General features: G+C 38.1%; 25 protein-coding genes. 12 read left to right on the forward strand and 13 right to left on the reverse strand.

The window, feature by feature from the left end:
* Positions 1-66 precede the first annotated feature (66 nt).
* From FN031_RS03840 to FN031_RS03860, 5 genes are all read right to left on the reverse strand, one after another.
* Positions 67-1,146, reverse strand: a complete 1,080-nt coding sequence (locus FN031_RS03840; protein WP_142557737.1) for a carbamoyl phosphate synthase small subunit — start codon at positions 1,144-1,146, stop codon at positions 67-69.
* A 46-nt stretch (positions 1,147-1,192) separates the two neighbouring features.
* Positions 1,193-2,116: an aspartate carbamoyltransferase catalytic subunit gene (locus tag FN031_RS03845; protein WP_142557740.1), complete on the reverse strand. Its 924-nt coding sequence runs from the start codon at positions 2,114-2,116 to the stop codon at positions 1,193-1,195.
* A 17-nt stretch (positions 2,117-2,133) separates the two neighbouring features.
* The gene (gene pyrR / locus FN031_RS03850) at positions 2,134-2,655 is read right to left on the reverse strand and encodes a bifunctional pyr operon transcriptional regulator/uracil phosphoribosyltransferase PyrR (protein WP_142557742.1); all 522 of its coding nucleotides are present in this window, start codon (positions 2,653-2,655) and stop codon (positions 2,134-2,136) included.
* Between the two features lie 209 nt (positions 2,656-2,864).
* Positions 2,865-3,494 (reverse strand): endonuclease III, encoded by a 630-nt coding sequence (gene nth, locus FN031_RS03855; RefSeq protein WP_142557744.1) that lies wholly within the window; start codon positions 3,492-3,494, stop codon positions 2,865-2,867.
* Positions 3,494-4,036: a YceD family protein gene (locus tag FN031_RS03860; protein WP_142557747.1), complete on the reverse strand. Its 543-nt coding sequence runs from the start codon at positions 4,034-4,036 to the stop codon at positions 3,494-3,496. Before FN031_RS03860 ends, nth begins: the two co-directional genes overlap by 1 nt.
* Before the next feature lie 167 nt (positions 4,037-4,203).
* Here FN031_RS03860 and FN031_RS03865 point away from each other — a divergent pair, with 167 nt between their 5' ends.
* Entirely contained in the window at positions 4,204-4,533 is a 330-nt protein-coding gene (locus tag FN031_RS03865; RefSeq protein WP_142557749.1) for a helicase BlpT, read from the forward strand.
* A gap of 244 nt (positions 4,534-4,777) precedes the next feature.
* The gene (locus FN031_RS03870; RefSeq protein WP_142557751.1) at positions 4,778-6,337 is read left to right on the forward strand and encodes an ATP-binding cassette domain-containing protein; all 1,560 of its coding nucleotides are present in this window, start codon (positions 4,778-4,780) and stop codon (positions 6,335-6,337) included.
* 44 nt (positions 6,338-6,381) lie between these two features.
* Here the strand turns inward: FN031_RS03870 and htpX are convergent, their stop codons facing one another.
* Both htpX and FN031_RS03880 read right to left on the reverse strand, forming a co-directional pair.
* Complete coding sequence (gene htpX, locus FN031_RS03875) at positions 6,382-7,281, reverse strand: zinc metalloprotease HtpX (protein ID WP_142557753.1); 900 nt, start codon at positions 7,279-7,281, stop codon at positions 6,382-6,384.
* Between the two features lies 1 nt (position 7,282).
* A complete protein-coding gene (locus FN031_RS03880) occupies positions 7,283-7,843 on the reverse strand; it encodes a LemA family protein (protein ID WP_142557755.1) in 561 nt (186 codons plus the stop codon).
* Between the two features lie 94 nt (positions 7,844-7,937).
* On the opposite strand from FN031_RS03880, the gene rsmG reads away from it, so the two are divergent.
* On the forward strand, positions 7,938-8,651 hold the full coding sequence (gene rsmG, locus FN031_RS03885; protein WP_142557757.1) for a 16S rRNA (guanine(527)-N(7))-methyltransferase RsmG: 714 nt from the start codon (positions 7,938-7,940) through the stop codon (positions 8,649-8,651).
* 312 nt (positions 8,652-8,963) lie between these two features.
* Positions 8,964-10,247 (forward strand): uracil-xanthine permease family protein, encoded by a 1,284-nt coding sequence (locus tag FN031_RS03890; protein WP_142557759.1) that lies wholly within the window; start codon positions 8,964-8,966, stop codon positions 10,245-10,247.
* A 77-nt stretch (positions 10,248-10,324) separates the two neighbouring features.
* On the opposite strand, the gene FN031_RS03895 is transcribed toward FN031_RS03890, so the two are convergent.
* The 5 genes from FN031_RS03895 to FN031_RS03915 all read right to left on the reverse strand — a co-directional run bounded on the left by FN031_RS03895 (position 10,325) and on the right by FN031_RS03915 (position 16,107).
* A complete protein-coding gene (locus FN031_RS03895) occupies positions 10,325-11,236 on the reverse strand; it encodes a DMT family transporter (protein WP_142557762.1) in 912 nt (303 codons plus the stop codon).
* 9 nt (positions 11,237-11,245) lie between these two features.
* Positions 11,246-12,178, reverse strand: a complete 933-nt coding sequence (locus FN031_RS03900) for a serine hydrolase domain-containing protein (RefSeq protein ID WP_142557764.1) — start codon at positions 12,176-12,178, stop codon at positions 11,246-11,248.
* The gene (locus FN031_RS03905) at positions 12,175-12,900 is read right to left on the reverse strand and encodes a CppA N-terminal domain-containing protein (protein WP_142557766.1); all 726 of its coding nucleotides are present in this window, start codon (positions 12,898-12,900) and stop codon (positions 12,175-12,177) included. Before FN031_RS03905 ends, FN031_RS03900 begins: the two co-directional genes overlap by 4 nt.
* A 149-nt stretch (positions 12,901-13,049) precedes the next feature.
* The gene (locus FN031_RS03910; protein ID WP_142557768.1) at positions 13,050-13,868 is read right to left on the reverse strand and encodes an endonuclease/exonuclease/phosphatase family protein; all 819 of its coding nucleotides are present in this window, start codon (positions 13,866-13,868) and stop codon (positions 13,050-13,052) included.
* Positions 13,869-13,920: 52 nt separating this feature from the next.
* Positions 13,921-16,107, reverse strand: coding sequence for a PTS transporter subunit IIBC (locus tag FN031_RS03915; protein ID WP_142557770.1), 2,187 nt, complete (start codon positions 16,105-16,107; stop codon positions 13,921-13,923).
* Positions 16,108-16,308: 201 nt separating this feature from the next.
* Here FN031_RS03915 and FN031_RS03920 point away from each other — a divergent pair, with 201 nt between their 5' ends.
* The 8 genes from FN031_RS03920 to FN031_RS03955 all read left to right on the forward strand — a co-directional run bounded on the left by FN031_RS03920 (position 16,309) and on the right by FN031_RS03955 (position 24,066).
* Positions 16,309-17,256, forward strand: a complete 948-nt coding sequence (locus tag FN031_RS03920; protein WP_185928438.1) for a TIGR01212 family radical SAM protein — start codon at positions 16,309-16,311, stop codon at positions 17,254-17,256.
* Positions 17,240-17,797: a tRNA (mnm(5)s(2)U34)-methyltransferase gene (locus tag FN031_RS03925; protein WP_142557772.1), complete on the forward strand. Its 558-nt coding sequence runs from the start codon at positions 17,240-17,242 to the stop codon at positions 17,795-17,797. Before FN031_RS03920 ends, FN031_RS03925 begins: the two co-directional genes overlap by 17 nt.
* The gene (locus FN031_RS03930; RefSeq protein ID WP_006148185.1) at positions 17,790-18,044 is read left to right on the forward strand and encodes a hypothetical protein; all 255 of its coding nucleotides are present in this window, start codon (positions 17,790-17,792) and stop codon (positions 18,042-18,044) included. Before FN031_RS03925 ends, FN031_RS03930 begins: the two co-directional genes overlap by 8 nt.
* An 11-nt stretch (positions 18,045-18,055) precedes the next feature.
* Entirely contained in the window at positions 18,056-20,110 is a 2,055-nt protein-coding gene (locus FN031_RS03935) for a cation:proton antiporter (RefSeq protein ID WP_142557774.1), read from the forward strand.
* A 39-nt stretch (positions 20,111-20,149) separates the two neighbouring features.
* Complete coding sequence (locus tag FN031_RS03940; protein WP_142557776.1) at positions 20,150-21,010, forward strand: YihY/virulence factor BrkB family protein; 861 nt, start codon at positions 20,150-20,152, stop codon at positions 21,008-21,010.
* Positions 21,011-21,124: 114 nt separating this feature from the next.
* On the forward strand, positions 21,125-21,478 hold the full coding sequence (locus FN031_RS03945) for a DUF3397 domain-containing protein (RefSeq protein ID WP_142557778.1): 354 nt from the start codon (positions 21,125-21,127) through the stop codon (positions 21,476-21,478).
* 122 nt (positions 21,479-21,600) lie between these two features.
* Entirely contained in the window at positions 21,601-23,415 is a 1,815-nt protein-coding gene (locus FN031_RS03950; protein ID WP_142557780.1) for an N-acetylmuramoyl-L-alanine amidase, read from the forward strand.
* Between the two features lie 66 nt (positions 23,416-23,481).
* Positions 23,482-24,066: a hypothetical protein gene (locus FN031_RS03955; protein ID WP_142557783.1), complete on the forward strand. Its 585-nt coding sequence runs from the start codon at positions 23,482-23,484 to the stop codon at positions 24,064-24,066.
* Between the two features lie 139 nt (positions 24,067-24,205).
* On the opposite strand, the gene FN031_RS03960 is transcribed toward FN031_RS03955, so the two are convergent.
* The gene (locus tag FN031_RS03960; protein WP_142557785.1) at positions 24,206-24,520 is read right to left on the reverse strand and encodes a hypothetical protein; all 315 of its coding nucleotides are present in this window, start codon (positions 24,518-24,520) and stop codon (positions 24,206-24,208) included.
* Positions 24,521-24,541: the final 21 nt, after the last annotated feature.

Below are 24,541 nucleotides of genomic sequence, written 5' to 3' on the forward strand. Positions count from 1 at the left end.
ATCTAAATTTCGACCTTTCCGTCCGTGTTCAATTCCATAAATTCTCCGACGATTTCTCACTCGTCTTTAGTTTGATTGTTTAAAAGCTTCCATCATTTCAATAAACTCGTCAAATAGGTAGCTTGCGTCGTGTGGACCAGGAGCTGCATCTGGGTGGAATTGGACAGAGAAACCTGGTTGGTTCCTGTGACGTACACCTTCAACAGACTTGTCATTAATTTCTTCGTGGGTAATGATTAAATGGTCTGGCAAATCCTCACGACTAACGGCATAACCATGGTTTTGACTAGTGAAGTCCACGCGCCCTGTTGCAATCTCGCGAACAGCATGGTTGAAACCACGGTGACCAAACTTCATCTTATAGGTCTTAGCCCCATTAGCCATGGCAAAGAGTTGGTGGCCCATGCAAATTCCAAAAATCGGAATTTTACCTTGAATTCCACGTATCATGTCAAGTGCCTGTGGAACATCTTCAGGATTACCTGGTCCGTTCGACAACATAACCCCATCAGGATTAAGGTGGAGAATTTCATCTGCTGTTGTTGTGTATGGAACAACCGTTACGTTACAATCTCTCTTAGATAGTTCTCTTAAGATAGAATGCTTAAGTCCAAAGTCAACAAGAACAACACTTAAGCCAACACCTGGTGCAGGATAAGAAGTCTTAGTAGAAACCTGCTTAATATTATCAATTGGTAAGACCGTTGCCTGAAGTTGATCTGAAATATGATCAATACTATCACCGACATGAGTAATAGTTGCTCTCATAGTTCCATGCTTTCGAATAATTTTTGTAAGGGCGCGTGTATCAATACCAGAAATACCAGGAATCTTTTTAGATTTCAAAAATTCGTCAAGGGTCATCTGGTTGCGCCAGTTACTAGCTCTACGAGCTTCTTCAAATACCACTACTCCTTTACAGGTTGGACTAATGGATTCATAATCATCACGGTTGATTCCATAATTTCCTACCAAAGGATAAGTGAAGGTTAAAATCTGTCCATTGTAGGACTGGTCAGTGATTGATTCTTGGTAACCTGTCATCCCTGTATTGAAGACAATTTCACCAGTCACATCGATATCAGCTCCAAAGCCTTTACCTTCAAAGATTGTTCCATCTTCTAATACTAGAAGTCTTTTTGTCATAATTCACCTCTCGTGGACGCTCTCAGGCGTCTTTTAACGTCTTGTGTTAGTTAATATTTCTACTTGCCAATACGGATTCTAAAATAGCCATTCTTACAAATACACCGTTGGTCATCTGCTGAACAATACGTGATTTTGGTGCTTCAACCAAATGGTCAGCAATTTCTACATCACGATTAACAGGTGCAGGATGCATAATAATAGCTTTTTCTTTCAATCGTTCATAACGGGCTTGATTTAAACCATGCTGAGAATGATAGCTCTCTTTTGAAAAAACTACTCCACTTTCATGGCGCTCGTGCTGAACACGTAACAGCATCATCACATCTACTTGATCAATAATTTCGTCAATGGTCACAAACTTACCATAATCAGCAAATTCTTGGCTTCTCCATTCCTCAGGACCTGCAAAGTAAAGTTCTGCACCTAAACGTTTTAAAATTTGCATATTAGACTTAGCTACGCGCGAATGATCTAAATCACCAGCAATGGCAACTTTAAGTCCTTGAAAGTTCCCAAACTCTTCATATATCGTCATTAGGTCGAGTAAACTCTGACTCGGATGTTGACCCGAACCATCCCCACCATTAATAATAGAAGTCTTGATAGTTTGACTCGCGATTAATTCTCTGTAATAGTCTACCTCTGGATGACGAATAACACAGGCTTCTACACCAAGGGCAGACAGTGTCAAAATGGTATCATAGAGTGTCTCACCCTTGTTAACTGAACTGGTCTTTACATCAAAATCCAAGAGATTTAGACCAAGTTTAATCTCTGCCACTTCAAAAGATTTGTGAGTCCGAGTTGAACTCTCAAAAAAGAGATTGGCAACTATAGGTCTATCTGTATAGGACTTACTAGCACCATTTTTAAACTCTATTCCTCTCTTAATGAGTTTCATGACTTGATCGACCGTCAACTCTTCCATCGACACTACATGTTGCAAGGCTTGTTGATTTTCCGACATGGCTACTCCTTTAGCTTTTAAGCTTCTTCAGTAATCAAAACTCTATCTTGGCCATCAAGTTCTGTCATCTCAACGATGATTTCTTCAGAACGACTGGTTGGGATATTTTTCCCTACATAGTCTGGACGGATTGGTAGCTCTCGGTGGCCACGGTCAACCAGCACAGCTAAACTTACACGAGCAGGGCGACCCTTGCTGACAATATTATCAATAGCAGCACGAATGGTACGACCAGTGTAGAGAACATCATCAACCAAAACAACTTCTCGATCTGTCACATCAACAGAAATCAAGGAAGTATCTTCACCACTTTTGACATCGTCTCGGTAGGGCTTAGTATCTAATTCTACAACAGGAACTGATAGATTTTCCAATTGTTCCAAGCGTTCTTGAATACGGCGAGCAATAAACACACCTCTAGTTTTAATCCCTGCTAAAACGATTTTATTTAAATCTTTGTTCCGTTCAATAATTTCATAAGTGATACGCGTAATTGCTCGCTTGACGGTTAATTCGTCTACAACTTCTTTTGTCTTCATGACAAACCTCCAAAAAGAAAAGTCTCCTTAGACAAGGAGACTTGAGAATGTATCATTAAGCGAGCCATACTGGAAACAGCATAGACTTACCCTTCTACTTTATCGAGCTCCTTGCCTGCCTCACGGGACAGGTTTAAAGGAATATTTTATTGTTCTTACTATATCACAAAGCCCAGTTCAAAGCAAGTAAAAACATTCAACATTTGACCTTATAATGAACTAAAATCATACAATTGTGGATAGTGTTCGCATTCTGGATTTTTCGGATGACAGATAGCACGACCAAAGTAAATCATGGCCTGATGCGCCGCCAACCACTTTTCTGGTGGCAAGACATCCATGACACGTTTTTCAACCTCTAGGGGAGTAGCTGATTTTTTAACAATATCATGGTGTTTGCAAATGCGCTCCACATGAGTATCCACTGCAAAAGCTGGAATCCCAAATCCTACACTCATCACAACATTAGCTGTTTTACGACCAACTCCTGCCAAGCTTTCTAATTCCTCACGTGTCTGAGGTACTTGACCATCAAAATCTTCTAATAACTGTTGCGCACATTTCCTGAGGAACTTGGCCTTGTTACGGTAAAGTCCTAAGCGAGAAATATGTTTAGCAATGTCACTCTCACTTGCATCCGCCATGGCTTGAGGCGTAGGGAAGGCTTCAAAAAGAGCTGGAGTCGCTTTGTTTACTGCCGCATCTGTCGTCTGAGCAGACAACATAACTGCAACTAAGAGTTCAAAATGATTGCGAAAATCTAGACTAGGTTTTGCATCTGGAAAAAGAGCTATGATTTCTTCTAGCACCTTGCGTGCTCGTTTTTTGGACAAGACCATTATTCATCTCCGTTAAATAATCCTTGCAAGCCAGCAAAAGGACTATTTTCTTCTTTCTTGACTGTTTGTTGAGCTTGGTACTCTTCCTCAGTCATGATTTGCCAGTCATTTCCAGAAATAAATCCCTGACCTGCTTCTTCTTCTGCCGTTAAGACCTTGATTGGAATATTGAGCAAAATATTATCTGAAACACTCTCAGCCAGATCGATTTCACCATTTTCGATAGGTAAAACCAAGTCATCATCAAGAACTTCTTGGTCCAGTTGATTAGTGGCACCTTCCATAAAGACTTCTGTCACTGGATAAGACTCTTTCAATTCTACAGGGTCCATACTACGGCTAGAAGCAAGAACGATGGTGTAAGATAGTTGATAATCTAAGAAATACATACGGTCTTCGTACTGTACTTTCCCAACCGCTAGAATACCTTTTACGTCTAAAATTTCTTGGTTACGCTCACGTAAGTCAGCTGACAAGTTTAGAGGTTGCTCAAAATACAAACCCTCAGGCTGCTTACGGATTTCTTGAATATTTAATTTCATACTTCCTCCATAAAGATTTACTCCCTTGATTATACCATGAAAGGAGGTCAAGTAAAGCCTCTAAACTTTTAAAACATCTTTCTGTATTTTTGATATATTTATTATGATAATTTTGTTTTTTGTGCTATACTATAGGCATCAATACATGAGCAAAGGAGGACGCTCATATGGAAGACAAAGCTCTTTTAACAGAAGCCTATCAGCTCGTTTCAGAATTAAACCAAACAATACAAAGTTGTAAACAGGGATTACCAGATGATCTACGCTTACAGCAAAATATAGACGAAATTCTCAGAGCGCTTAAAAAAGCTGAGAAAGTAGACAACGCCATCTTAATTGAACTGGAATCTTTTTACCAACGGACTAGTCTTTTGATTGGACTTGGTTCACTGAAATTAAATGACCAAGCCCGCACTGCTTGGCGAAACTATGACAAGTTCCACTACGATCAAGTTAAGCACGTTTTGACACTCTATGGACCTGTTTTTGGTTTTTAAGAATAGAGGGTTTTCTGGCTTAATCTTGACAAATTTTCTCAAAAAGAGTATGATGATTGCAACAATACTCGGAGGTAAGGGAGACATGAACAACTAAGTCTATCAAATAAAGAACCTTTATTTAGTAGATCTTGTTTCTGTCTCTTTTTTGTGTGCTCTTTTTTCTGCTTGATTTTCAGCCCTTTTAAAAGAGTTTTTTTGACATAGACGATTAGCTCTACTAGGTAAAGTAGAGCTTTTTGTTATGCACTATCGACATTCTAGAAAGGGCAACAATATGATAAAAATCAATCATCTGACCATCACACAAAACAAAGATTTACGAGACCTTGTATCTGACTTAAGTATGACTATCCAAGATGGGGAAAAAGTTGCTATTATTGGTGAGGAAGGAAATGGAAAATCAACCTTACTTAAAACTTTAATGGGAGAAATATTCGCTGATTTCTCTATCAGGGGAGAAATCCAGTCTGACCTTCAATCACTAGCCTACATTCCTCAAAAGTTACCTGAGGAACTAAAAAATAGAACTCTACACGACTACTTCTTTTTAGAGTCTACTGATTTGGACTACAGTATCCTCTATCGTTTGGCTGAGGAGTTGCATTTTGATAGCGATCGTTTTTCTAGCGACCAAGAGATTGGCAGTCTATCTGGGGGCGAAGCCTTGAAAATCCAGCTCATCCATGAGTTAGCCAAACCTTTTGAGATTCTATTTTTAGATGAACCATCAAATGACTTAGATATTGAGACGATTGATTGGCTAAAAGGTCAGATTCAGAAGCTTAGGCAAACCGTTATTTTCATTTCTCATGATGAAGACTTTCTCTCTCAAACGGCAGATACCATAATCCACTTACGACTGGTCAAGCATCGAAAGGAAGCTGAAACGCTAGTAGAGCATTTAGACTATGATCGCTATAGTGACCAGAGAAAGGCTAATTTTGTCAGACAAAGCCAGCAAGCTGCTAACGACCAACGAGTCTATGAAAAAACCATGGAAAAGCATCGCCGAGTCAAGCAAAATGTAGAAACTGCACTTCGAGCTACCAAAGACAGTACTGCTGGTCGCCTATTAGCTAAAAAAATGAAAAATGTTCTCTCTCAAGAAAAACGCTTTGAGAAGGCAGCCAAGTCCATGACCCAAAAGCCACTTGAAGAGGAACAAATCCAACTCTTCTTTTCAGATATAGAGCCATTGGCGACTTCAAAAGTCTTAGTTCGACTGGAAAATGAGACTTTATCCATTGGTGAACGAATTTTAGCTCAAGGGCTACAATTAACTGTCCGTGGTCAAGAAAAAATCGGCATTATCGGTTCCAATGGCGTTGGCAAATCCACTCTTTTAGCAAAGTTATATCAACTACTAAGCGGCAAAAGAGAGATTTCGCTTGGTTTTATGCCACAAGATTACCAAGAAACACTGCAATTGGATCTATCCCCAGTAGAATTTCTCAGCCAAACTGGACACAAAGAGGAAATACAGAAAATCCAATCTCACTTAGCCAGTCTTAATTTCAGCTATCCAGAGATGCACCACCAAATCCACTCCTTATCTGGTGGTCAACAAGGTAAACTCCTTCTTTTGAATTTAGTTCTGCGAAAACCAAACTTTCTCCTTCTGGATGAACCAACACGAAATTTTTCTCCAACTTCTCAACCAGAAATCAGAAAACTCTTTGCCAATTATTCTGGTGGTCTTGTCACTGTTTCGCATGATCGACGTTTTTTAAAAAAAGTCTGTACGAGTATCTATAATCTGACAGAGCATGGTTTGGAAGTAGTTGATTTACAAGATCTTTAACTTTTAGAAATAAAACATCCAAAGGAAAACCTCTGGATGTTTTTTTACATATGTTTCAAACGCTCAATTCGTTCTGAAATGGGTGGATGAGTGTAGAATAGTTTTTTAAGAAAACCTCTTTTTTGAGGATCGTTGATATAAAGGGCACTACTAGCATCATCCACATGATGACTCATGGGTTGACTATTGTCTAATTTTTGTAAAGCGTTGATCATCCCTTGCGGATTACGAGTTAGTTCTACGCTTGAAGCATCCGCCAAAAATTCTCGTTGGCGAGAAATAGCTAATTGTACTAGAGTTGCTGCAAGAGGTGCTAGAACAATGGCTAGGAGAGAAATAACTAACAGAATCACTTCAAGTCCCCCACTATCTCGATCATTACTTCTACGACTACGACCAGCACCTCCCCACCACATCATACGACCAGCCATACTTGATAAAAGGGTAATAGCACTGGCAAGAGCAACAGCAATGGTTGAAATACGAATATCGTAATTACGTATATGACTAACTTCATGACCGATTACAGCTTCTAACTCCTCACGATTCATAATATCTAACAGTCCTGAAGTTGCTGCTACAGCAGCATTTTGAGGATTCGAACCCGTAGCAAAAGCATTTAAACCAGCATCATCAATGACATAAACACGTGGCATAGGAATTTGGGCTACCATAGCCATATCCTCCACAACATGATAGAGAACTGGTTCTTCATTCCTGTCAACTTCACGCGCACCATTCATGCTCATGACAATCTCTGTTGATTGGAAAATCATAGATACTGCATAGACAAGACCGATAAGAATAGCTAAAATTATTCCCATAAAACCGGAGTTCATAAATAGATAGCCTACTGCATAACCTAATAAAGTCAATAGAAGGAAGAAAACAGTTAGTAGAACCACTGTTTTACGTTTATTACTTGCAATTTGTTGATACAGCATATTACTCACCTAGACTACTAAAATCAACCTTAGGGACCGATTTTTCTTCTTCAGGTGTTTGAAGAAAGTCAGAAGCTTTAAACCCAAAAATCAGAGCAACCAAATTACTTGGGAAGGTTTCTAATTTAACATTGTAGTTGCTAACGACACTGTTATATAGCTGACGAGAGTAAGATATTTTATTTTCTGTGTTAGTCAATTCTTCTTGTAATTTAGCAAAGTTGCTACTAGCTTTCAAGTCAGGGTAATTCTCAGCCACCGCAAAGATACCAGATATCTGACGAGTCAGTGCATCACTAGCTTTCATGGCTTCTGCAGGTGTAGTTGCTGCCTCTACTTGTGTTCGAAGTTGAGTCACTTTTTCAAGTGTAGAACTTTCATATTTCGCATAACCTTTAACCGTTTCAATCAAGTTAGGCAAAAGATCATTTCGACGCTTCAACTGAACATCAATCTGACTCCATGCTTCCTTTGTTTGCATACGTCCTCTAACTAGGCTGTTATAACTAATAACCACAAAGAAAACAAGAAGAGTAGAAATTCCAAAAATAATCCAAGACATAGTAGGATTCCTTTCTCATTTAAGATTAGTACCAGTATATCAAATTTCCATATTTTTGTGGTAAAATAAGATGACATAAAAGAAGGACAGAACTATGAAACCAGAAACATTTTACACATTACTTGACCAACAGAATATTAATCTTACTGACCAGCAAAAATTTCAATTTGAGCGCTATTTCGAACTCTTAGTCGAGTGGAACGAAAAAATCAACCTGACTGCCATTACCGAAAAGGAAGAGGTTTATCTTAAGCACTTTTATGATTCTATCGCTCCTATTCTACAGGGCTTGATTAGTAATCAAGCTATCAAACTTTTGGATATTGGAGCTGGGGCAGGTTTTCCTAGCCTTCCCATGAAAATTCTCTTTCCTCAGCTAGAAGTCACTATCATTGATTCTCTGAATAAACGCATTAACTTCCTCCAGCTTTTGTCTGAGGAGCTTGGCTTAGAAGGAGTCTACTTCTACCATGGACGCGCAGAAGACTTTGCCCAAGACAAGAATTTCCGTGCCCAGTTTGACATTGTGACAGCTCGTGCAGTTGCCCGCTTACAGGTTCTCTCTGAGTTAACCATTCCCTACCTTAAAGTTGGTGGAAAACTTTTGGCCCTTAAGGCAAGTAATGCACCTGAGGAATTAACAGAAGCTAAAAATGCTCTCAATCTTCTCTTCAGCAAAGTTGGGGACAACCTTAGCTACACACTTCCTAATGGAGACCCTCGCTACATCACCATTGTAGAAAAGAAAAAAGAAACTCCAAACAAATATCCACGTAAGGCTGGTATGCCCAACAAACGACCACTTTAGGATATTTTAAATAGATACTCACAAGATTATACCTCGCGTCTTTATTTCCTTGCTCGGGAAAAAATGATTTACAAAATCATGCCTCGATTTTTTGTTTCTTTGCTCGGGAAAAAATGATTTACAAAATCATTTTTTTCTGCTATACTATCACAAGCAAAGGTTTTTAATGTCATCCTGTGAGGTGACGAAGACGCAGAAATATATGAAGTTCTTTAAGAATGAGATAATCCTCTTTTTAAAGAAGTCTTACTCTGAGAGCCTATTGCTGTAAAATAATGGGCTCTTTTTTGATGCCCAAAAAGTGAGGTATTTATGAAACAAGAATCAACTGTTGATTTGTTACTCGACGTTGACCAACGTCCTTCTTTTGGTAAGGGAATTTTACTCAGCTTCCAGCACGTGTTTGCAATGTTTGGTGCTACCATCTTGGTGCCACTGATTTTGGGAATGCCTGTATCTGTTGCCCTTTTTGCATCAGGTGTCGGAACACTGATTTACATGGTATGTACTGGCTTTAAAGTTCCGGTCTATCTCGGTTCTTCTTTTGCCTTCATCACTGCAATGTCTCTTGCTATGAAGGAAATGGGTGGCGATGTTTCTGCCGCTCAAACAGGGGTTATCTTAACTGGTTTAATCTACGTTCTTGTTTCAACTAGCATCCGCTTTGCTGGTACAAAATGGATTGATACGCTCTTGCCTCCAATCGTTATCGGACCTATGATTATCGTTATCGGTCTTGGTCTTGCAGGCTCAGCTGTAACAAATGCTGGTCTTGTTGCTGATGGCAACTGGAAAAATGCTCTTGTAGCAGTAGTTACCTTCCTCATCGCTGCTTTTATCAATACAAAAGGAAAAGGATTTCTTCGTATCATTCCTTTCCTCTTTGCCATTATCGGTGGATATATCTTTGCAGTCTTTCTTGGTCTAGTAGACTTCACACCTGTTCTTCAAGCTAACTGGTTTGAAGTTCCTGGTTTCTACCTACCATTTAGCACAGGTGGTGCCTTCAAAGAATATAACCTATACTTCGGTCCTGAAACAATTGCAATCCTACCAATCGCTATTGTAACAATTTCTGAACATATCGGAGACCACACGGTCTTGAGTCAAATCTGTGGCCGCCAATTCTTGAAAGACCCAGGTCTTCACCGTACCCTTCTTGGTGACGGTATCGCAACATCTGTATCTGCCTTCCTTGGTGGTCCTGCTAATACTACCTACGGTGAAAATACAGGGGTGATCGGTATGACTCGTATCGCTTCTGTCTCAGTTATCCGTAACGCGGCTCTTATCGCAATTGCCCTTAGCTTCCTTGGTAAATTCACTGCTTTGATTTCAACAATTCCAAATGCCGTACTTGGTGGTATGTCAATCCTTCTATACGGGGTTATCGCCAGCAACGGTTTGAAAGTCTTGATTAAAGAGCGCGTTGACTTTGGACAAATGCGTAACCTTATCATCGCAAGTGCCATGTTGGTACTTGGACTTGGTGGAGCAATCCTTAAACTTGGTCCAGTTACACTTTCAGGTACTGCCCTATCAGCAATGACAGGTATCCTTTTGAACTTGATCTTGCCATACGAAAATAAAGACTAATGTAAAAAAATAAAATCCACTCTCTTGAGTGGATTTTTTAAATTCAATACTAACTTTTTGATAGGGTAACATAACATCTACGCTGATTTCTTTCTCTTTTCTAGCATTAAATCTTTCAATGAAATAATAGTTACCGCTAATAAAATCATTGCCATTCCAACAAAATCGATAGGATAGAAAATATCTCCCATTATCATGAAAGCAAAGAAGACAGCAGATATTGGCTCAATAGAGGCCAAGAGACTAGATTTGACTGGCCCAACCATACTGGCTCCCTTAAGAAAGGCCGTGTAAGCAAATACAGTCCCGATGAGAATAATTCCAGCAAATGCTAAGAAAATATCAAATGACATAGGTAGACTAGCACCGATAATCCCAGTAAATGGCACTGCTACAAAACCTGAGATGGTCATACCGACACCAATAACCAGAATGCTCCCCCATTTTTGAATGAGTTTAATGGGTAAAATGATATAAAGAGCATAGGTTAAAGCAGAGAACAAACCCCAAAAGAGACCTGCTGGTGTCATAGAGAGCTGATCCAACTGACCATGAGTCGCAATTAAAAAGGTTCCACCTATTGCTAAAATCATAGAAAGGATTTCGGCTATAGTAGGTGCTACCTTATCCTTTATACATGTGTAAGCCAAGATTCCAACAGGACAGACATACTGAAGCACCGTCGCTGTACCTGCATTTGTCTCCTGAATAGCCGATAAATAAGCCAATTGATTCAGAAAGAGGCCAAATAAAGCAAATAGTAAGAGAGAAAACAGACTTGATTTATCTTTTAGAAAAGCCAAAAATTGTTCCTTAGACTTTATATATGATAAAAGAACTAAGAGCAAACCAGCAACAATCAAACGGATATTGGTTAGGACTAGAGACGATATCCCATGAACCATTAGGTACTGAGCACTGGTCCCAGACAAGCCCCAAGCAATACCAGCAATCACTGTAAAAAGAGTTCCTTTAAGAGCTTTTGACATACTTCCTCCCTAGTCTGCTTCACGAATTAGGTCCATGACCTGATTACGGTCTATGATCCACTGGGCACGCTCGTCTTTTTCGTAGGTTCTATTGGACAAGAAAATAGCAGCTTCCTGCTTCTTGCGATTCCACATGATAAAGGTTCCAGTATAGCCTGTATGGTCTAGCCAATCACCTTCAAGATTCCATGCTAATGAGCGTTCTTTATCACTCAAATCTGAAAAATTCTGACTTAATCCGTCAGCAAAATCATCCTGTAAATAATGCTCTAGGAAGATTTTTAAATCTTTGATAGTTGAAAACAAGCCTGCACTCCCAGCATGTTTACCTAGTAAACGTGCCTTAGGATCATGCACCACTCCTGATTTCTGTCCCCGAACTGTAGGAACAGCACTGCTAACTGGTCCAAACTGAGTTTCCTTCATCTTCCATGGATCGAAAACTTGCTCTTGTAAAATCTGATCTAAGTCTTTTTCAAAGTAGTTCTCTAGGAGAAAACCGAGCAAGAGAAAGTGCACATCCGAGTATAGAAAATCCCTCTTCTCTCGTCGATTCAAATGAAACATAGCTTCTTTCAATTCTTCTGCATTCAACTGGTCTCTATTGATAATAAACGGGTCCAAGTCCGTAGAATGTGTGAGAAGTTGACGAATGGTGATGTCTGGATAATCCGCCTCTGGAAGATAGGTCTTTATGGATTGATCAAGCTCAATCTTGCCTTGCTTCCACAAGAAGGTTAAGACGGTTCCTACTCCCACAACCTTACTGACACTTGCCAAATCATAGACTAAACCTTGACAAGTCTGCTCTCCAATTTCTGGATTTGCTTCTCCGAGGTAGCAATCAGACCATTCACCATCCCGATAATACGCAAAAGAGGCACCAGGATAAATCCCTGCCTCAATTTGTTGCTCTATTTTTTGAATGATTTCTTGCTTCATACTTTTTCAAACCACAATTCAATATTGTTGGTATCCTTGGTTAGGAAAAACTTTTCAGACTTTGGAACAAAGTAGCCTACTGACTCAAATTTCTGACAAAGACTTGGAATATCGAATTTTTCTACTTGAAACTTCAGCATAGACAAATCCCAAGTAAGAGAATTTTCAACCAATAAATCCTCACCCTGCCCTTGTTTAAATATCAATTTCTTATCAACTTCTACATCTTCTAGTAAACTTTTAATTTGGTTTGGCAAGTGAATTTCTGTTGAAATTTCAAATTCTGTCAAATATTTCACTTTCTCATCTTTTGGGAAGGTAACAGTTTCATCAAACTCTCTCAAATCTTTGATGTCATCTTCCGCATGGATTAGGACAAGATCTCCTTCTGGTGATAGGATTTCAAAAGCATATCCCTTGTTTCCTTTATAGAGTTGAGGAAGTTTTTCCATTCTAGCTAGCAGTGCTTCAACCTCGGATGGATTCGCTACTTTTACAATCAATCTAGCTAATTTTTTGATCCCTTGAACCTTACGGGTTCTCATACTTGGCGATTCTTCTAAAACAAGTTTTTCAAGACCTGATTGGTCCCCTAACGATAGGAAAGCTGATTCTTCCAATAAAGGTTTCATCCCTAAAGTCTTTACATAAAACACTTCATTTATATTTCGATTATTTACTTTTAGCGTTGGGATAATACGCACAGTTTGATTTACATTCATAAATTCCTCCAACACTTTTTATTTTAAAGGATTTTATCCTATTTTACAAGTTATACAACCAAAAACTTTACCTATATTAATAACATTAACAAGCAAACTCCCCTCAAAAAAATAAGGGGAGTTAATCTATTTTTAGGATATTTTGGACTTTAATCTTTCCAAATAAGTTCTGTTTTTAGACCATAATGGTCACTGACTTGTGGACTATTTTGTCCATCAAAGACTACATGTAAGTATTTAACTTGTAAATCCTTTGTCGTAAACACATAGTCAATTCGAAGTGGTTCTGAATTCCCTTTCCAGCCATCGATTTCAGGTGGGACTGTATAGCTACCGCTTCTTTCTTGAGCAGCTTCATAGGCATCTTGTAGTGATAAGGGACTTGCAAGAATGGTCTGATAACCTTCTTGCCCAGCTGGATTATTAAAATCACCTGCTAGTAAAAGTGGTTTATTTAAATTAGTTAAGACTGATTCAAATCGAGCCCACTCCTCTTGGAAGCCTTTATCCCACCATGATAGGTGCACACTTGCAACTGCAATATCTTTCCCATCTACCGTTGTTTCTACTAAGGCTACTCTGCGAGTATGATAGTCTGTAGGATCATCGACATCTGAAACTAAAATTTCTCGTGCTTGGATTTGGTTTTTAGAAAGTATTCCAACACCTTCATGATATCGATCATAGCCAATATGGTTGTAGGCCCAAGTCCAATAGTATTCTCTACCAGCTTTCTTCAACTCTTGGACCAAAAGATAGATATAATGATCTTGATGAATTGGTTCAGCTGATGGTAGGGGATGATAAAGTTCATCTGTTTCGGCAAGAATTGAACTTATTTCTTGGTTAATCTCTTGAAAACAAATCAGATCGTAGTCTTGTTCAAGAATATCTTGAAGTAAAAGTCGGAATTTTTCTTGGGGATCTTTTTCCATCCAACTATGGGTATTTAGTGTTAAAAATTTCATACTTTTCTCCTATAAACAAGAGGTTGGAAAAACATTTCCAACCCCTGTCATTTTACAATTCAACTTTGGCAACTACTGTTTTAGCTGCAAGTGAACCTGTTTGTTCTAGTTTAACTGACTTGATAGCATCTGCATTTGTAAATACAACGATTGTAGATGTTTCACGACCAGCTTCACGAATCGCATTTAGATCTGCTTCAACCAAGAGGTCTCCAGCAGCAACTGTTTGACCTTCTGAAACTTTTACTTCAAATGGTTTACCTTCAAGGCTAACAGTATCAAGACCGATGTGAACAAGAACTTCAAGACCAGATTTAGTCGTAATACCAAGAGCGTGTTTAGTTGGGAAAACACTTGAAACAGTACCAGCTACAGGAGAAAGGATATGTCCATTAGATGGTTCAACTGCGAATCCGTCACCCATCATTTTTTGAGAGAAAACAGGATCCTTAACTTGTTCTAATTCAATTACTTGACCATCGGCAACAGAGTATACTTCTTCTGTCACACCCTTGAATTCTACTTCAGCTTTTTGAACTTCAGTCATTTGGTGTGGAAGTGTTTCTGGAATAACTTGACCTGAATCAAGAATATCTTGGATATCTGATTTAAGAACGTCAGCTTTTGGTCCGTAGATAGCTTGGACACCTTGTCCTTTCATGACAAGCCCCATAGCTCCTTCTGCTTTCCATTGTGCTTCAGAACCAACTTTTTCAGCATCTTTTACTGTAACACGTAGACGAGTCATACAAGCGTCAACATCGACGATATTAGCACGTCCACCAAGAAGATTGATAATATTTACAGCTTGAGAAGCTGTAGCAACTTGCCCTTCTCCGTTAGATCCTTCTTCAGTAGCACCTTCAGCTGTTTCGTAATTTCCATTACGTCCTGGAGTAGCATAGTTGAATTTTTGAATCATGAAGTTAGCAATGAAGTACATGATAACTGCAAAGAGGACAGTTACCCAAACAAAGTTAATGATATCCATTCCAAGACCTGCGTTAACAGCCAGTGGAGTACGAGTCAAGAATTCGATTGAACCGAACGAGTGCACACGAAGGTTCACAATATCAGCCATTGCAAAGGCAGCACCTTGAACCACAGAGTAGACAAGGTAAAGAGGTGTTGCAACGAACATGAACATATATTCAATCGGCTCAGTAACACCAGTCAAGAAAGTTGCAAGAGCTGTCGCAATCATCATTCCTTTGTATTGGTGTTTCTTGTCTGCTTCAACATTACGGTAAATAGCAGCAGCCACACCCATCAAAATACCGAACGAACCAATCATTTGTCCAACTTTGAAACGAGCTGGATGTACTGTATCTAACAAGTGTTGGTATTGACCTGCGTCAGTACCTTTAAGGTTTACAAGGTCAGTTACCCATGCAAGCCAAAGTGGATCTTGACCAAATACTTGGCTACCTTTTGCTGCACCAGTTAAGACATCATAAGTACCACCAAGAGCTGTATAGTTCATTGGGATAGTCAACATGTGGTGAAGTCCAAATGGCAAGAGCAAGCGTTCCAAAGTACCATACAAGAATGGTGCTAGAACTGGAGCTGTTTCTTGAGAGTTAGCAATCCAGATACCAAAGCTGTTAATACCTGTTTGAACAAGTGGCCAGAAAATTGAAAGAAGAATTGCAGCAATTACTGAACGAAGAATAACTACGAATGGTACAAAACGTTTTCCGTTAAAGAATGAAAGTGCGTCAGGAAGCTTACGGAAGTTGTAGTATTTGTTAAAGGCAGTTGCCCCAATAAAACCAGAAATAATCCCTACGAAGACACCCATGTTAAGTGCTGGAGCTTCCATAACACTGATAAAGTAATCAGAAACTTTGATTGACCCACCCAATAGTGTTGAAACCATAGCATTTGGATCTTTCAGCATGTCTCCTGATACGCCAAAGATTGTACCAGTGATACGGTTGATTAAGATAAATGCAAGACCAGCAGCAAAAGCACCACCAGCACGTTCTTTAGCCCAGCTTCCTCCAATAGCTAAGGCAAATAAAATATGAAGGTTAACGATAACTCCCCAACCGATTTGCTCTAGTACGCCACCAGTAATAACTAGGGGAGCAAGGTTTGGGTCAATCAATGCAAGTGACTTACCGATTGAAATCATCAATCCAGCCGCTGGCATAACAGCGATAACCACCATTAAAGCCTTACCGAATTTTTGCCAAAATTCGAAAGACAAGACATTTTTGAATGTATCTTTCATCATCCAAATCTCCTTTATATTTATTCGGCAAACGTTTTACGAAAACGTTTGCGCATGTTTATGTTTTAATTTTACCACTTTTTATTTTTTTGTAAAGGCTTTTATAAAAAAAAAATTGAATTTTTTTAATACAAAGAGATTTTCAAAACTTTTATATACTAACTGTTTTTGAGTTTGTGAGTGATTTCTGTTATAATATTAGCTATGAAATCCTATAATACCTTGAATGATTATTATCGAAACTTATTTGGAGAAAAAACTTTCAAAGTTCCTATCGATGCCGGATTTGATTGTCCCAATCGTGATGGTACAGTAGCTCATGGAGGTTGTACTTTTTGTACTGTTTCTGGATCTGGAGATGCTATCGTTGCACCTGACGCTCCTATTCGTGAGCAATTTTATAAAGAAATTGACTTTATGCACCACAAATGGCCAGACGTTAGAAAATATCTGGTTTATTTTCAAAACTTTACCAATACCCATGAAAAACTAGAAGTCATTCGCGAACGGTATAAACAAGCTATTAATGAACCCGGTGTTGTTGGAATCAATATTGGTACACGACCAGATTGTCTGCCTGATGAGACTATCGAATACTTGGCAGAACTGTCAGAACGAATGCATGTGACTGTTGAATTGGGTTTACAGACTACTTTTGAAGAAACTTCTGACTTAATCAATCGTGCTCATTCTTATGAATTATATGTAGAGACGGTCAAACGATTGAGAAAATTCCCTAAAATTGAAATTGTAGCCCATCTCATCAATGGCTTGCCTGGGGAAACCCATGAAATGATGGTGGAAAATGTCCGCCGTTGTGTAACTGATAATGATATTCAAGGGATTAAACTTCACCTACTTCACCTTATGACAAATACCCGGATGCAACGTGATTATCACGAGGGTAGACTGCAACTGATGAGTCAAGATGACTATGTGAAAGTTATCTGTGACCAACTAGAAATTATTCCCAAACATATGGTCATCCATAGGATTACGGGTGATGCGCCAAGAGATATGCTGATTGGTCCTATGTGGAGTCTCAATAAATGGGAAGTTCTAAATAGCATAGAAGCTGAAATGAGACGTCGATGTAGTGTCCAAGGATGCAAGGCTGTAAAACAGGAGTTTATGAATGAAAAAACCACTTGAAATGGCACATGATTTTCTTGCCCAAGTCATCACTCAAGAAGATATTGTCGTTGATGCGACCATGGGAAATGGACATGATACTCTTTTTCTTGCTAAGTTAGCGAAACAAGTCTACGCTTTTGATATACAGGAACAAGCTTTGAAACAGACTAGTCAACGGCTACAAGAAGCTGGTTTAACAAATGTTGAGTTACTTCTACAAGGTCATGAAACCGTAGATCAGTTTGTAACTGTGCTAAAAGCAGCTATCTTTAACTTAGGTTATCTTCCTTCTGCTGATAAGTCTATCATTACTAAACCTCAAACAACCATCGAGGCACTTGAAAAGCTCTGTCAGATACTCGTTAAAGGCGGACGAATAGCTGTTATGATTTATTACGGGCATGAAGGTGGAGATTTAGAACGGAATGCAGTCATGGATTTTGTCAGTCACTTACCGCAACAAGAATATACCGCTACTATCTATCGCACCCTCAACCAAGTTAATAATCCACCGTTTTTAGTGATGATTGAAAAATTAGAAAGGTATCGCCATGGATAAACAATACCTAAAAGATAAAATCGAAGCTCTTCGTCACAACTTTGTCGAGTCAACCCAACATGAACGTGCAGTTGGTATTTTAGATGAAGCACATATGAGTAAAAAAATGCTGAAAATCAAGAAGAAAATGATTTCACTTGAAATGGAGCGTTGTCAGAAGAAAATCGAGCATAAGGACTGCTCAAAGATTGATCAAAAAATCCAGGAACAAAAGGAACTTTTTGAGAATTGTCGTAAACAAAAATAGGGAGGTGGAAAATGAGTTTACTTTTTTATCTCTTAGTATTTTTACTAGTTCTTATTGTTTCTAGTACGACCAATAAGCTTCTGCCCTTTTTACCTATGCCTCTGATTCAAATTTTGTTAGGGATTGGAATTGGTCTTTGTTTACCCAACAACCAATATCATTTAGATACTGAGTTATTCTTAGCTTTAGTCATTGGCCCACTACTATTCCGAGAGGCTCAAGAAGCAGACATTACTTCTATCCTAAAACACTGGCGGATTGTCCTCTACTTGATTTTTCCAGTTATCTTTATCTCAGCGCTGAGCATGGGGGGAGTCGCCCATGTCCTTTGGGCTACCCTTCCATTGGCCGCCTGCGTAGCAGTTGGTGCTGCTTTAGGTCCTACTGACCTAGTCGCCTTCGCATCCCTTTCTCAACGCTTTTCCTTCCCAAAGCGGGTCTCTAATATCCTAAAAGGGGAAGGTCTTCTGAATGATGCTTCCGGACTAGTAGCTTTTCGAATGGCTCTCATCGCTTGGACAACAGGAACATTCTCCCTTACCCAAGCCGGAACTTCATTAGCCATTTCCATCGTTGGAGGTTTTGCAGTCGGATTTATTACAGCCCTAATCAATCGCTTCCTTCATACCTTTCTACTCAGCGTCCGTGCAACAGATATCGCAAGTGAGCTCTTATTGGAACTTAGTTTACCTCTCTTGACTTTTTTCATAGCCGAAGAAATTCATGTTTCAGGCATCATCGCCGTTGTTGTTGCTGGGATTCTGAAAGCCAGTCGTTTCAAGAAAATAAATCTCCTTGAAGCGCAAGTTGATACAGTTACTGAGACTGTTTGGCACACTGTAACCTTTATGCTCAATGGTTCAGTCTTTGTCATTCTTGGAATGGAACTGGAAATGATTGCGGAACCAATTCTTAAGAGTGCTTTCTACAGCAAAGTACTTCTCTTACTCAGTGTTTTTCTCTTGACCTTCCTGCTTTTTGCTATCCGCTTTGTCATGATTTACGGTTTTTATGTATTCCGTATCAAAAAACTCCAAAAAAGTCTCCATAAGTATATGAAAGATATGCTACTGTTGACGTTTTCTGGTGTAAAGGGTACAGTTTCTATAGCAACAATCTTGCTTATTCCTACTGATTTAGAACAAGAATATCCTCTACTACTCTTTTTAGTCGCCGGTGTAACCTTGCTCAGTTTTTTAACAGGCTTAGTTGTACTTCCACATTTATCTGAAGAACAAAAGACATCAACTGACCAACTCATGCATATCGCAATTTTAAACGCAGTTGCAGTTGAGTTAGAGAAGGATTTGGATAAAACAAAAAATAAAGTTCCACTTTATGCCGCTATCGATAACTACCATGGTCGAATAGAAAATCTTATTTTGAGTTTAGAGAACAAAGAAATTCAAGAAGACTGGGAAGCCCTTAAACTTCTTATCCTTAGTATTGAGAGTGATAGTTTGGAACAAGCTTTTGAAGATGGCAAAATTGGTGAGAGAGGCTATCGTGTCTATCAACGTTATTTAAAAAATATGGAAAAAGGAATCAATCGAAACATTGCTTCCAGAATTACTTACTATTTCCTAGTATCATTGCGGATTATTCGTTTTATCATTCATGAGATATTAACATTTGGTAAAACCTTCCGTTCATGGAAAGATAAGAACAACCCTATACTTCAGGCCATTGATTATGATCAAATTGCTGATCTTTATCTAGCCAATACGGAAATCATTATTGAAAGTCTTGAAAATCTTAAGGGAATCTATAAGAGTACCTTGATTAGTTTCATGCAAGAATCAAGGCTACGTGAAACTGGTAATATCACTAGTGGTGCTTTTGTTGAACGAGTTATCAATAAGATAAAGCCAAACAATATTGATGAAATGCTTAGAGGTTACTATCTTGAACGAAAATGTATCTTTGAGTTTGAGGAACAAAAACTCATCTCAGCACAATATGCAAAAAAATTAAGGCAAAATGTCAACAATCTTGAAAGCTATTCTCTTAAAGAATCTGCTAATACATTGCCTTATGATATGATGGAGTTGGTAAGAAGAAATTAGGATTTTTCTTAAAAAATAAAACACTTTGGAGAGTATAAAATGAAAAAGTTGTGGATACAACTAACTGAAAGACCCTTAATAAAAGCTTTTTTACATTTTTATAAAGAGTCAGATAGTGAGTTAACTAGTGTAGCTGTCGCTTACTACTGGTTAATATCGATTTTTCCGCTAATCATGATAGCGGTCAACATCCTTCCCTATTTTCAAATCCCTATCTCCAATTTTTTAATTGCCCTTAAGGAATTTCTACCCGATTCTATGTTTGAAGTGATTGAAAAAATTGTTCGTGAAGTTCTTACGCAACCATCGACGGGATTACTTAGTTTTTCAATTTTATCAGCTCTATGGACTTTTTCAAAATCAATGGATTTCCTTCAAAAGGCTTTCAATAAGGCATACGGTGTTGCAAAAAATCGAGGACTTATCAGTCATCAGCTTATGTCCTTACTCGTTAGTTTTGGATTACAAGTCCTCTTTGCTTTAGCATTGTTCTTGAGTATGTTTGGCCAAATGCTCTTAAACTTTCTTAAGAACTATTGGCAATCTGATAGCATTTTGTTTGATTATTTACAGGATTTTACAGGTCCTATCATCTACATACTTCTGTTTGCCATCTTGGTCATGCTCTATTACTTCTTACCAAATGTAAAGGTAACTAGTATTCGATACATTCTACCTGGTAGCATCTTTGTACTAGTGACACTTATGCTATTTTTGAATATCTTCTCAACATCTATAAACACATATGTTAATCATCTTGTCGATGTCCGTTTTTTCAGTTCTATTATCGTGGTTGTAATTATGTTTTGGTTTATTTTAATTGCCAAAATTCTCATCCTCGGAGCTGTTATCAATGCCAGTGTGCTGAGTCTTAAGGATCCGAGATATAAGATTCATTAGTTTTCTAAGAACATAAATAACATTTTTAACTACTATTTAAAGATTGGATTTAAAAGGTTAATTAATCAAAGGACTAAGATTTCTTTTATCAAAACTTTATGATACAATAATGATATGATTTTAATAAAACTTGCTTCCGTTTTGCTTTTGGTTTTAACCATAGCTTTAGCTATTATTATTAGCAGATTTTTTAAACTAAAGAAAAAAGGTATTAATTTTGCTGATTTAGCCTTTCCATTTTTAATTTTTGAATATTATTTAATTACTGCAAAGGCATTTACCCACAATTACCTCCCTATACTTGGGATAGTTTTGTCCATACTAGCAATTATTTTAGTATTTTTCTTTCTTATCAAAAAACGTAGTTTTTACTATCCAAAGTTTATTAAATTCTTTTGGAGAGCCGGATTTTTGGTTACTTTTCTTATCTATATCATCATGATAGTTCAAATCTTTTTGATGCCATAAACCTTCATTTCATGTATTTCATTTTAAAAAATAGAAACAAAGCACTTACTTTACAAGTGCTTTTCTGATATACTTAGTATGTTAAAGATTATTATAAAAAAATTAAATAGGAGAATAATTTAGTGAAAAAAACAATTGTGGCAAGTGCCATCACACTTTCAGTTTTAGGATTGACTAGTCCTGCTTTTGCTGAAGATTCTAAAATAGTAGAAACTACTATCAGGGATAAGGCAACTGAAGTTAAAGAAAAAATAGAACTGTCATCGAGTAAGGAACAAACAACAACTACAAACACTCCTCCTGCCAGCAAACCTAAAGAGGAAGCTAAAGTATCTGAGACAAAAAAGGATGGTTGGATACAAGAAGATAATCAGTGGCGCTTCTATGAAAATAATAAACCCGTCACCAAATGGAAACAAATCCAAGGTAAATGGTACTACTTCAACAAAGATGGTAACCGCCTTAGCAACACTACCTTTGATGGCTATGCATTTGACAATGATGGTGTTATGGCTAGTGGAGGTTGGATTCAAATAGGCGATGAACGTTTCTATACAAGTCCGTCTGGTAAAATCGCTCGACAAAAATGGGAGAAAATCGGAGATTCTTGGTACTATTTCAATAAAGATGGTCTCATGCTGACCAATCAAATCATTGATGGCTATGTCTTATCTAATAACGGGACAATGGTCAATCAAGGTTGGACAAAAATAGAAGATAAATGGTTCTATGTTAATTCTGCAGGAAAAATATCTCAAGCCAAGTGGGAGAAAATCAGTGGTTCTTGGTATTATTTTGATGCTGATGGAACTATGTTGAGTAATCGACTCTTCAACGGCTACCTCCTTTCAAATAGTGGAGCAATGGCTGAAAACTCTTGGGTTAAAATTAATGAACAATGGTATTATGCTCAAGCATCTGGAAAACCAACCCAACTAAAATGGGAAAACATTGGAAATACTTGGTACTTCTTTAACGCTGATGGTGCGATGGCCAGCAATCAATGGAAAGGCAACTACTTCCTTAAAGCAAGTGGTGCTATGGCAAAGAAAGAATGGATTTTCGATAAAAATTACAACAGTTGGTTCTACATAACATCTGCAGGAACATATGCCTCACATGAATGGATTGGATCATACTATCTTAAATCTGGCGGTTATATGGCTAAAAATGAGTGGATTTATGATCCTTCTTATAAAGCATGGTACTACCTAAAAGATGATGGTGTCTATGTCACTGGAAATCATAAAATCAATGGAAAAACCCACCAATTCCAAAGTAACGGAAAATGGATTGCGGAACTTTCAGGAACTCCAGCATTTGAAAAAGGTAAGTATACCAAAGTTATTTTCTTAGATCCAGGTCATGGTGGTCGAGACTCCGGTGCATTTTACTATAACATTGCTGAAAAAGACTTGAACATGCAAATTTACAAAAAACTTCGTAAAGAACTGGAAGGACTTGGATATACTGTTCTAACTTCTCGTGAGAGCGATGTTTATGTTGATTTTGTAACTGAGCGTTCGAAAATGGTCAATAAGACCAATGCTGATATGTTTATTAGTATTCACTTCAATGCTACAAGTAATTCTGCTTCGAACGTCAGTGGTATTCAAACATATTCTTATGAACAAAACCCTGATTATCCTTCAAGAATTAATTCTAAATGGCATAATCATCCAGACCGTATCAGTGAGAGCAAACGGCTGGCATCGTCAATACACTCCTCACTTTTAGCCCAAACAGGTGCAAAAAATGCTGGCCTAAAAGAAAGTAGTTTTGCAGTTCTCAGAGAAACAAATAAACCTGCTGTTTTATTAGAACTAGGTTATATGAGTAACTTCAATGAAAATCAACTCATCCGTAGCGATGCTTATCAAAATAAACTGGTTACAGGTATCGTCAAAGGTATCCAACAATACTATGCTGGTAAATAAAGCAAAAAGCCCCGAGATAACTCGAGGCTTTTTCACATCAAACACATAACTTTATTAGATTTCTAAATGAAAAAAGTTTTATTAACAAGTGCATTAGCATTATCAGCAATCGCTAGCGTTTCTTATGCAGCTACTGAAGTTCCTTCTATCCCAGGAGTAACTGCTCCAACTTCTGAAACAGTTACAAAGGCAAATGCTGCTAATAACCATAACAACCGTTTTAGTTTCGCTGTTTCTCCATTAAACAAGAAAGCTTTCAGTTTTGCAGGTGCTAAGACTTATCCAGCTAAGCCAGTTGCAGGTACTGATGGCAAACCTTTGGATGATGCAACTCGTGAGTTTGGACACAACAATCGTTTTGGTGCAGGATTTAACGCTGCTAAATCAGCTAAGCCAGCTACTCCAGATCCAAAAGCAATTCCAGGTGTAACACGTCCAACTACAGAAATTGTTACAGAAGCAGGTGCTGCAAATAACCACAACAACCGTTTTGGTTATGCTGTTTCAAAACAATATGACAAAGCTTACAGTGTATCAGGTGCTGAAACTTATCCAGCTAAACCAGTTGCAGGTACTGACGGAAAATCTTTGGATGATGCAACTCGTGAGTTTGGTAACAACACTCGCTTTGGTACAGGATTCAATAAATAATCTAAGTTAATAAAAAGAGAAAACCGATTTGGTTTTCTCTTTTTTCTTTTTACTAGATAAAATCTATTTGTTTAACTAATTTGTTTAGGAAAATTCATGTATATACTTTAGTGAAATTTTGTTTGAAATATTGGAAAACTTATTCTACTTTCACATCTTTATCTTGAAATAGAAATCCAATTCCCACGCAAGCCAGCACCCCTGCACCGATAACTAAACCACTTGAAAGTGGCAAGATGTCAAAAATAGCATTTGCAATGATAAAGGCAATAATCAAGCTCATGAGACTGGCCTTATAATCTTTTTTAACCAAATTCTCAAGAGTAAAGAATAAGAATAAACCTACTGGAAAGAGTGCCCAGATGTTAACATCCAAACTTGGCCATCCAACTAAACCAAAATACAAAACTGCTGCTGCAAGAACTAAAAATCCGATACCTACTACTTTTTTCATGATATAACCTCATTTTCTATT

It is taken from the genome of Streptococcus mitis, assembly GCF_902159415.1.
Lineage (GTDB): Bacteria > Bacillota > Bacilli > Lactobacillales > Streptococcaceae > Streptococcus > Streptococcus mitis_BG.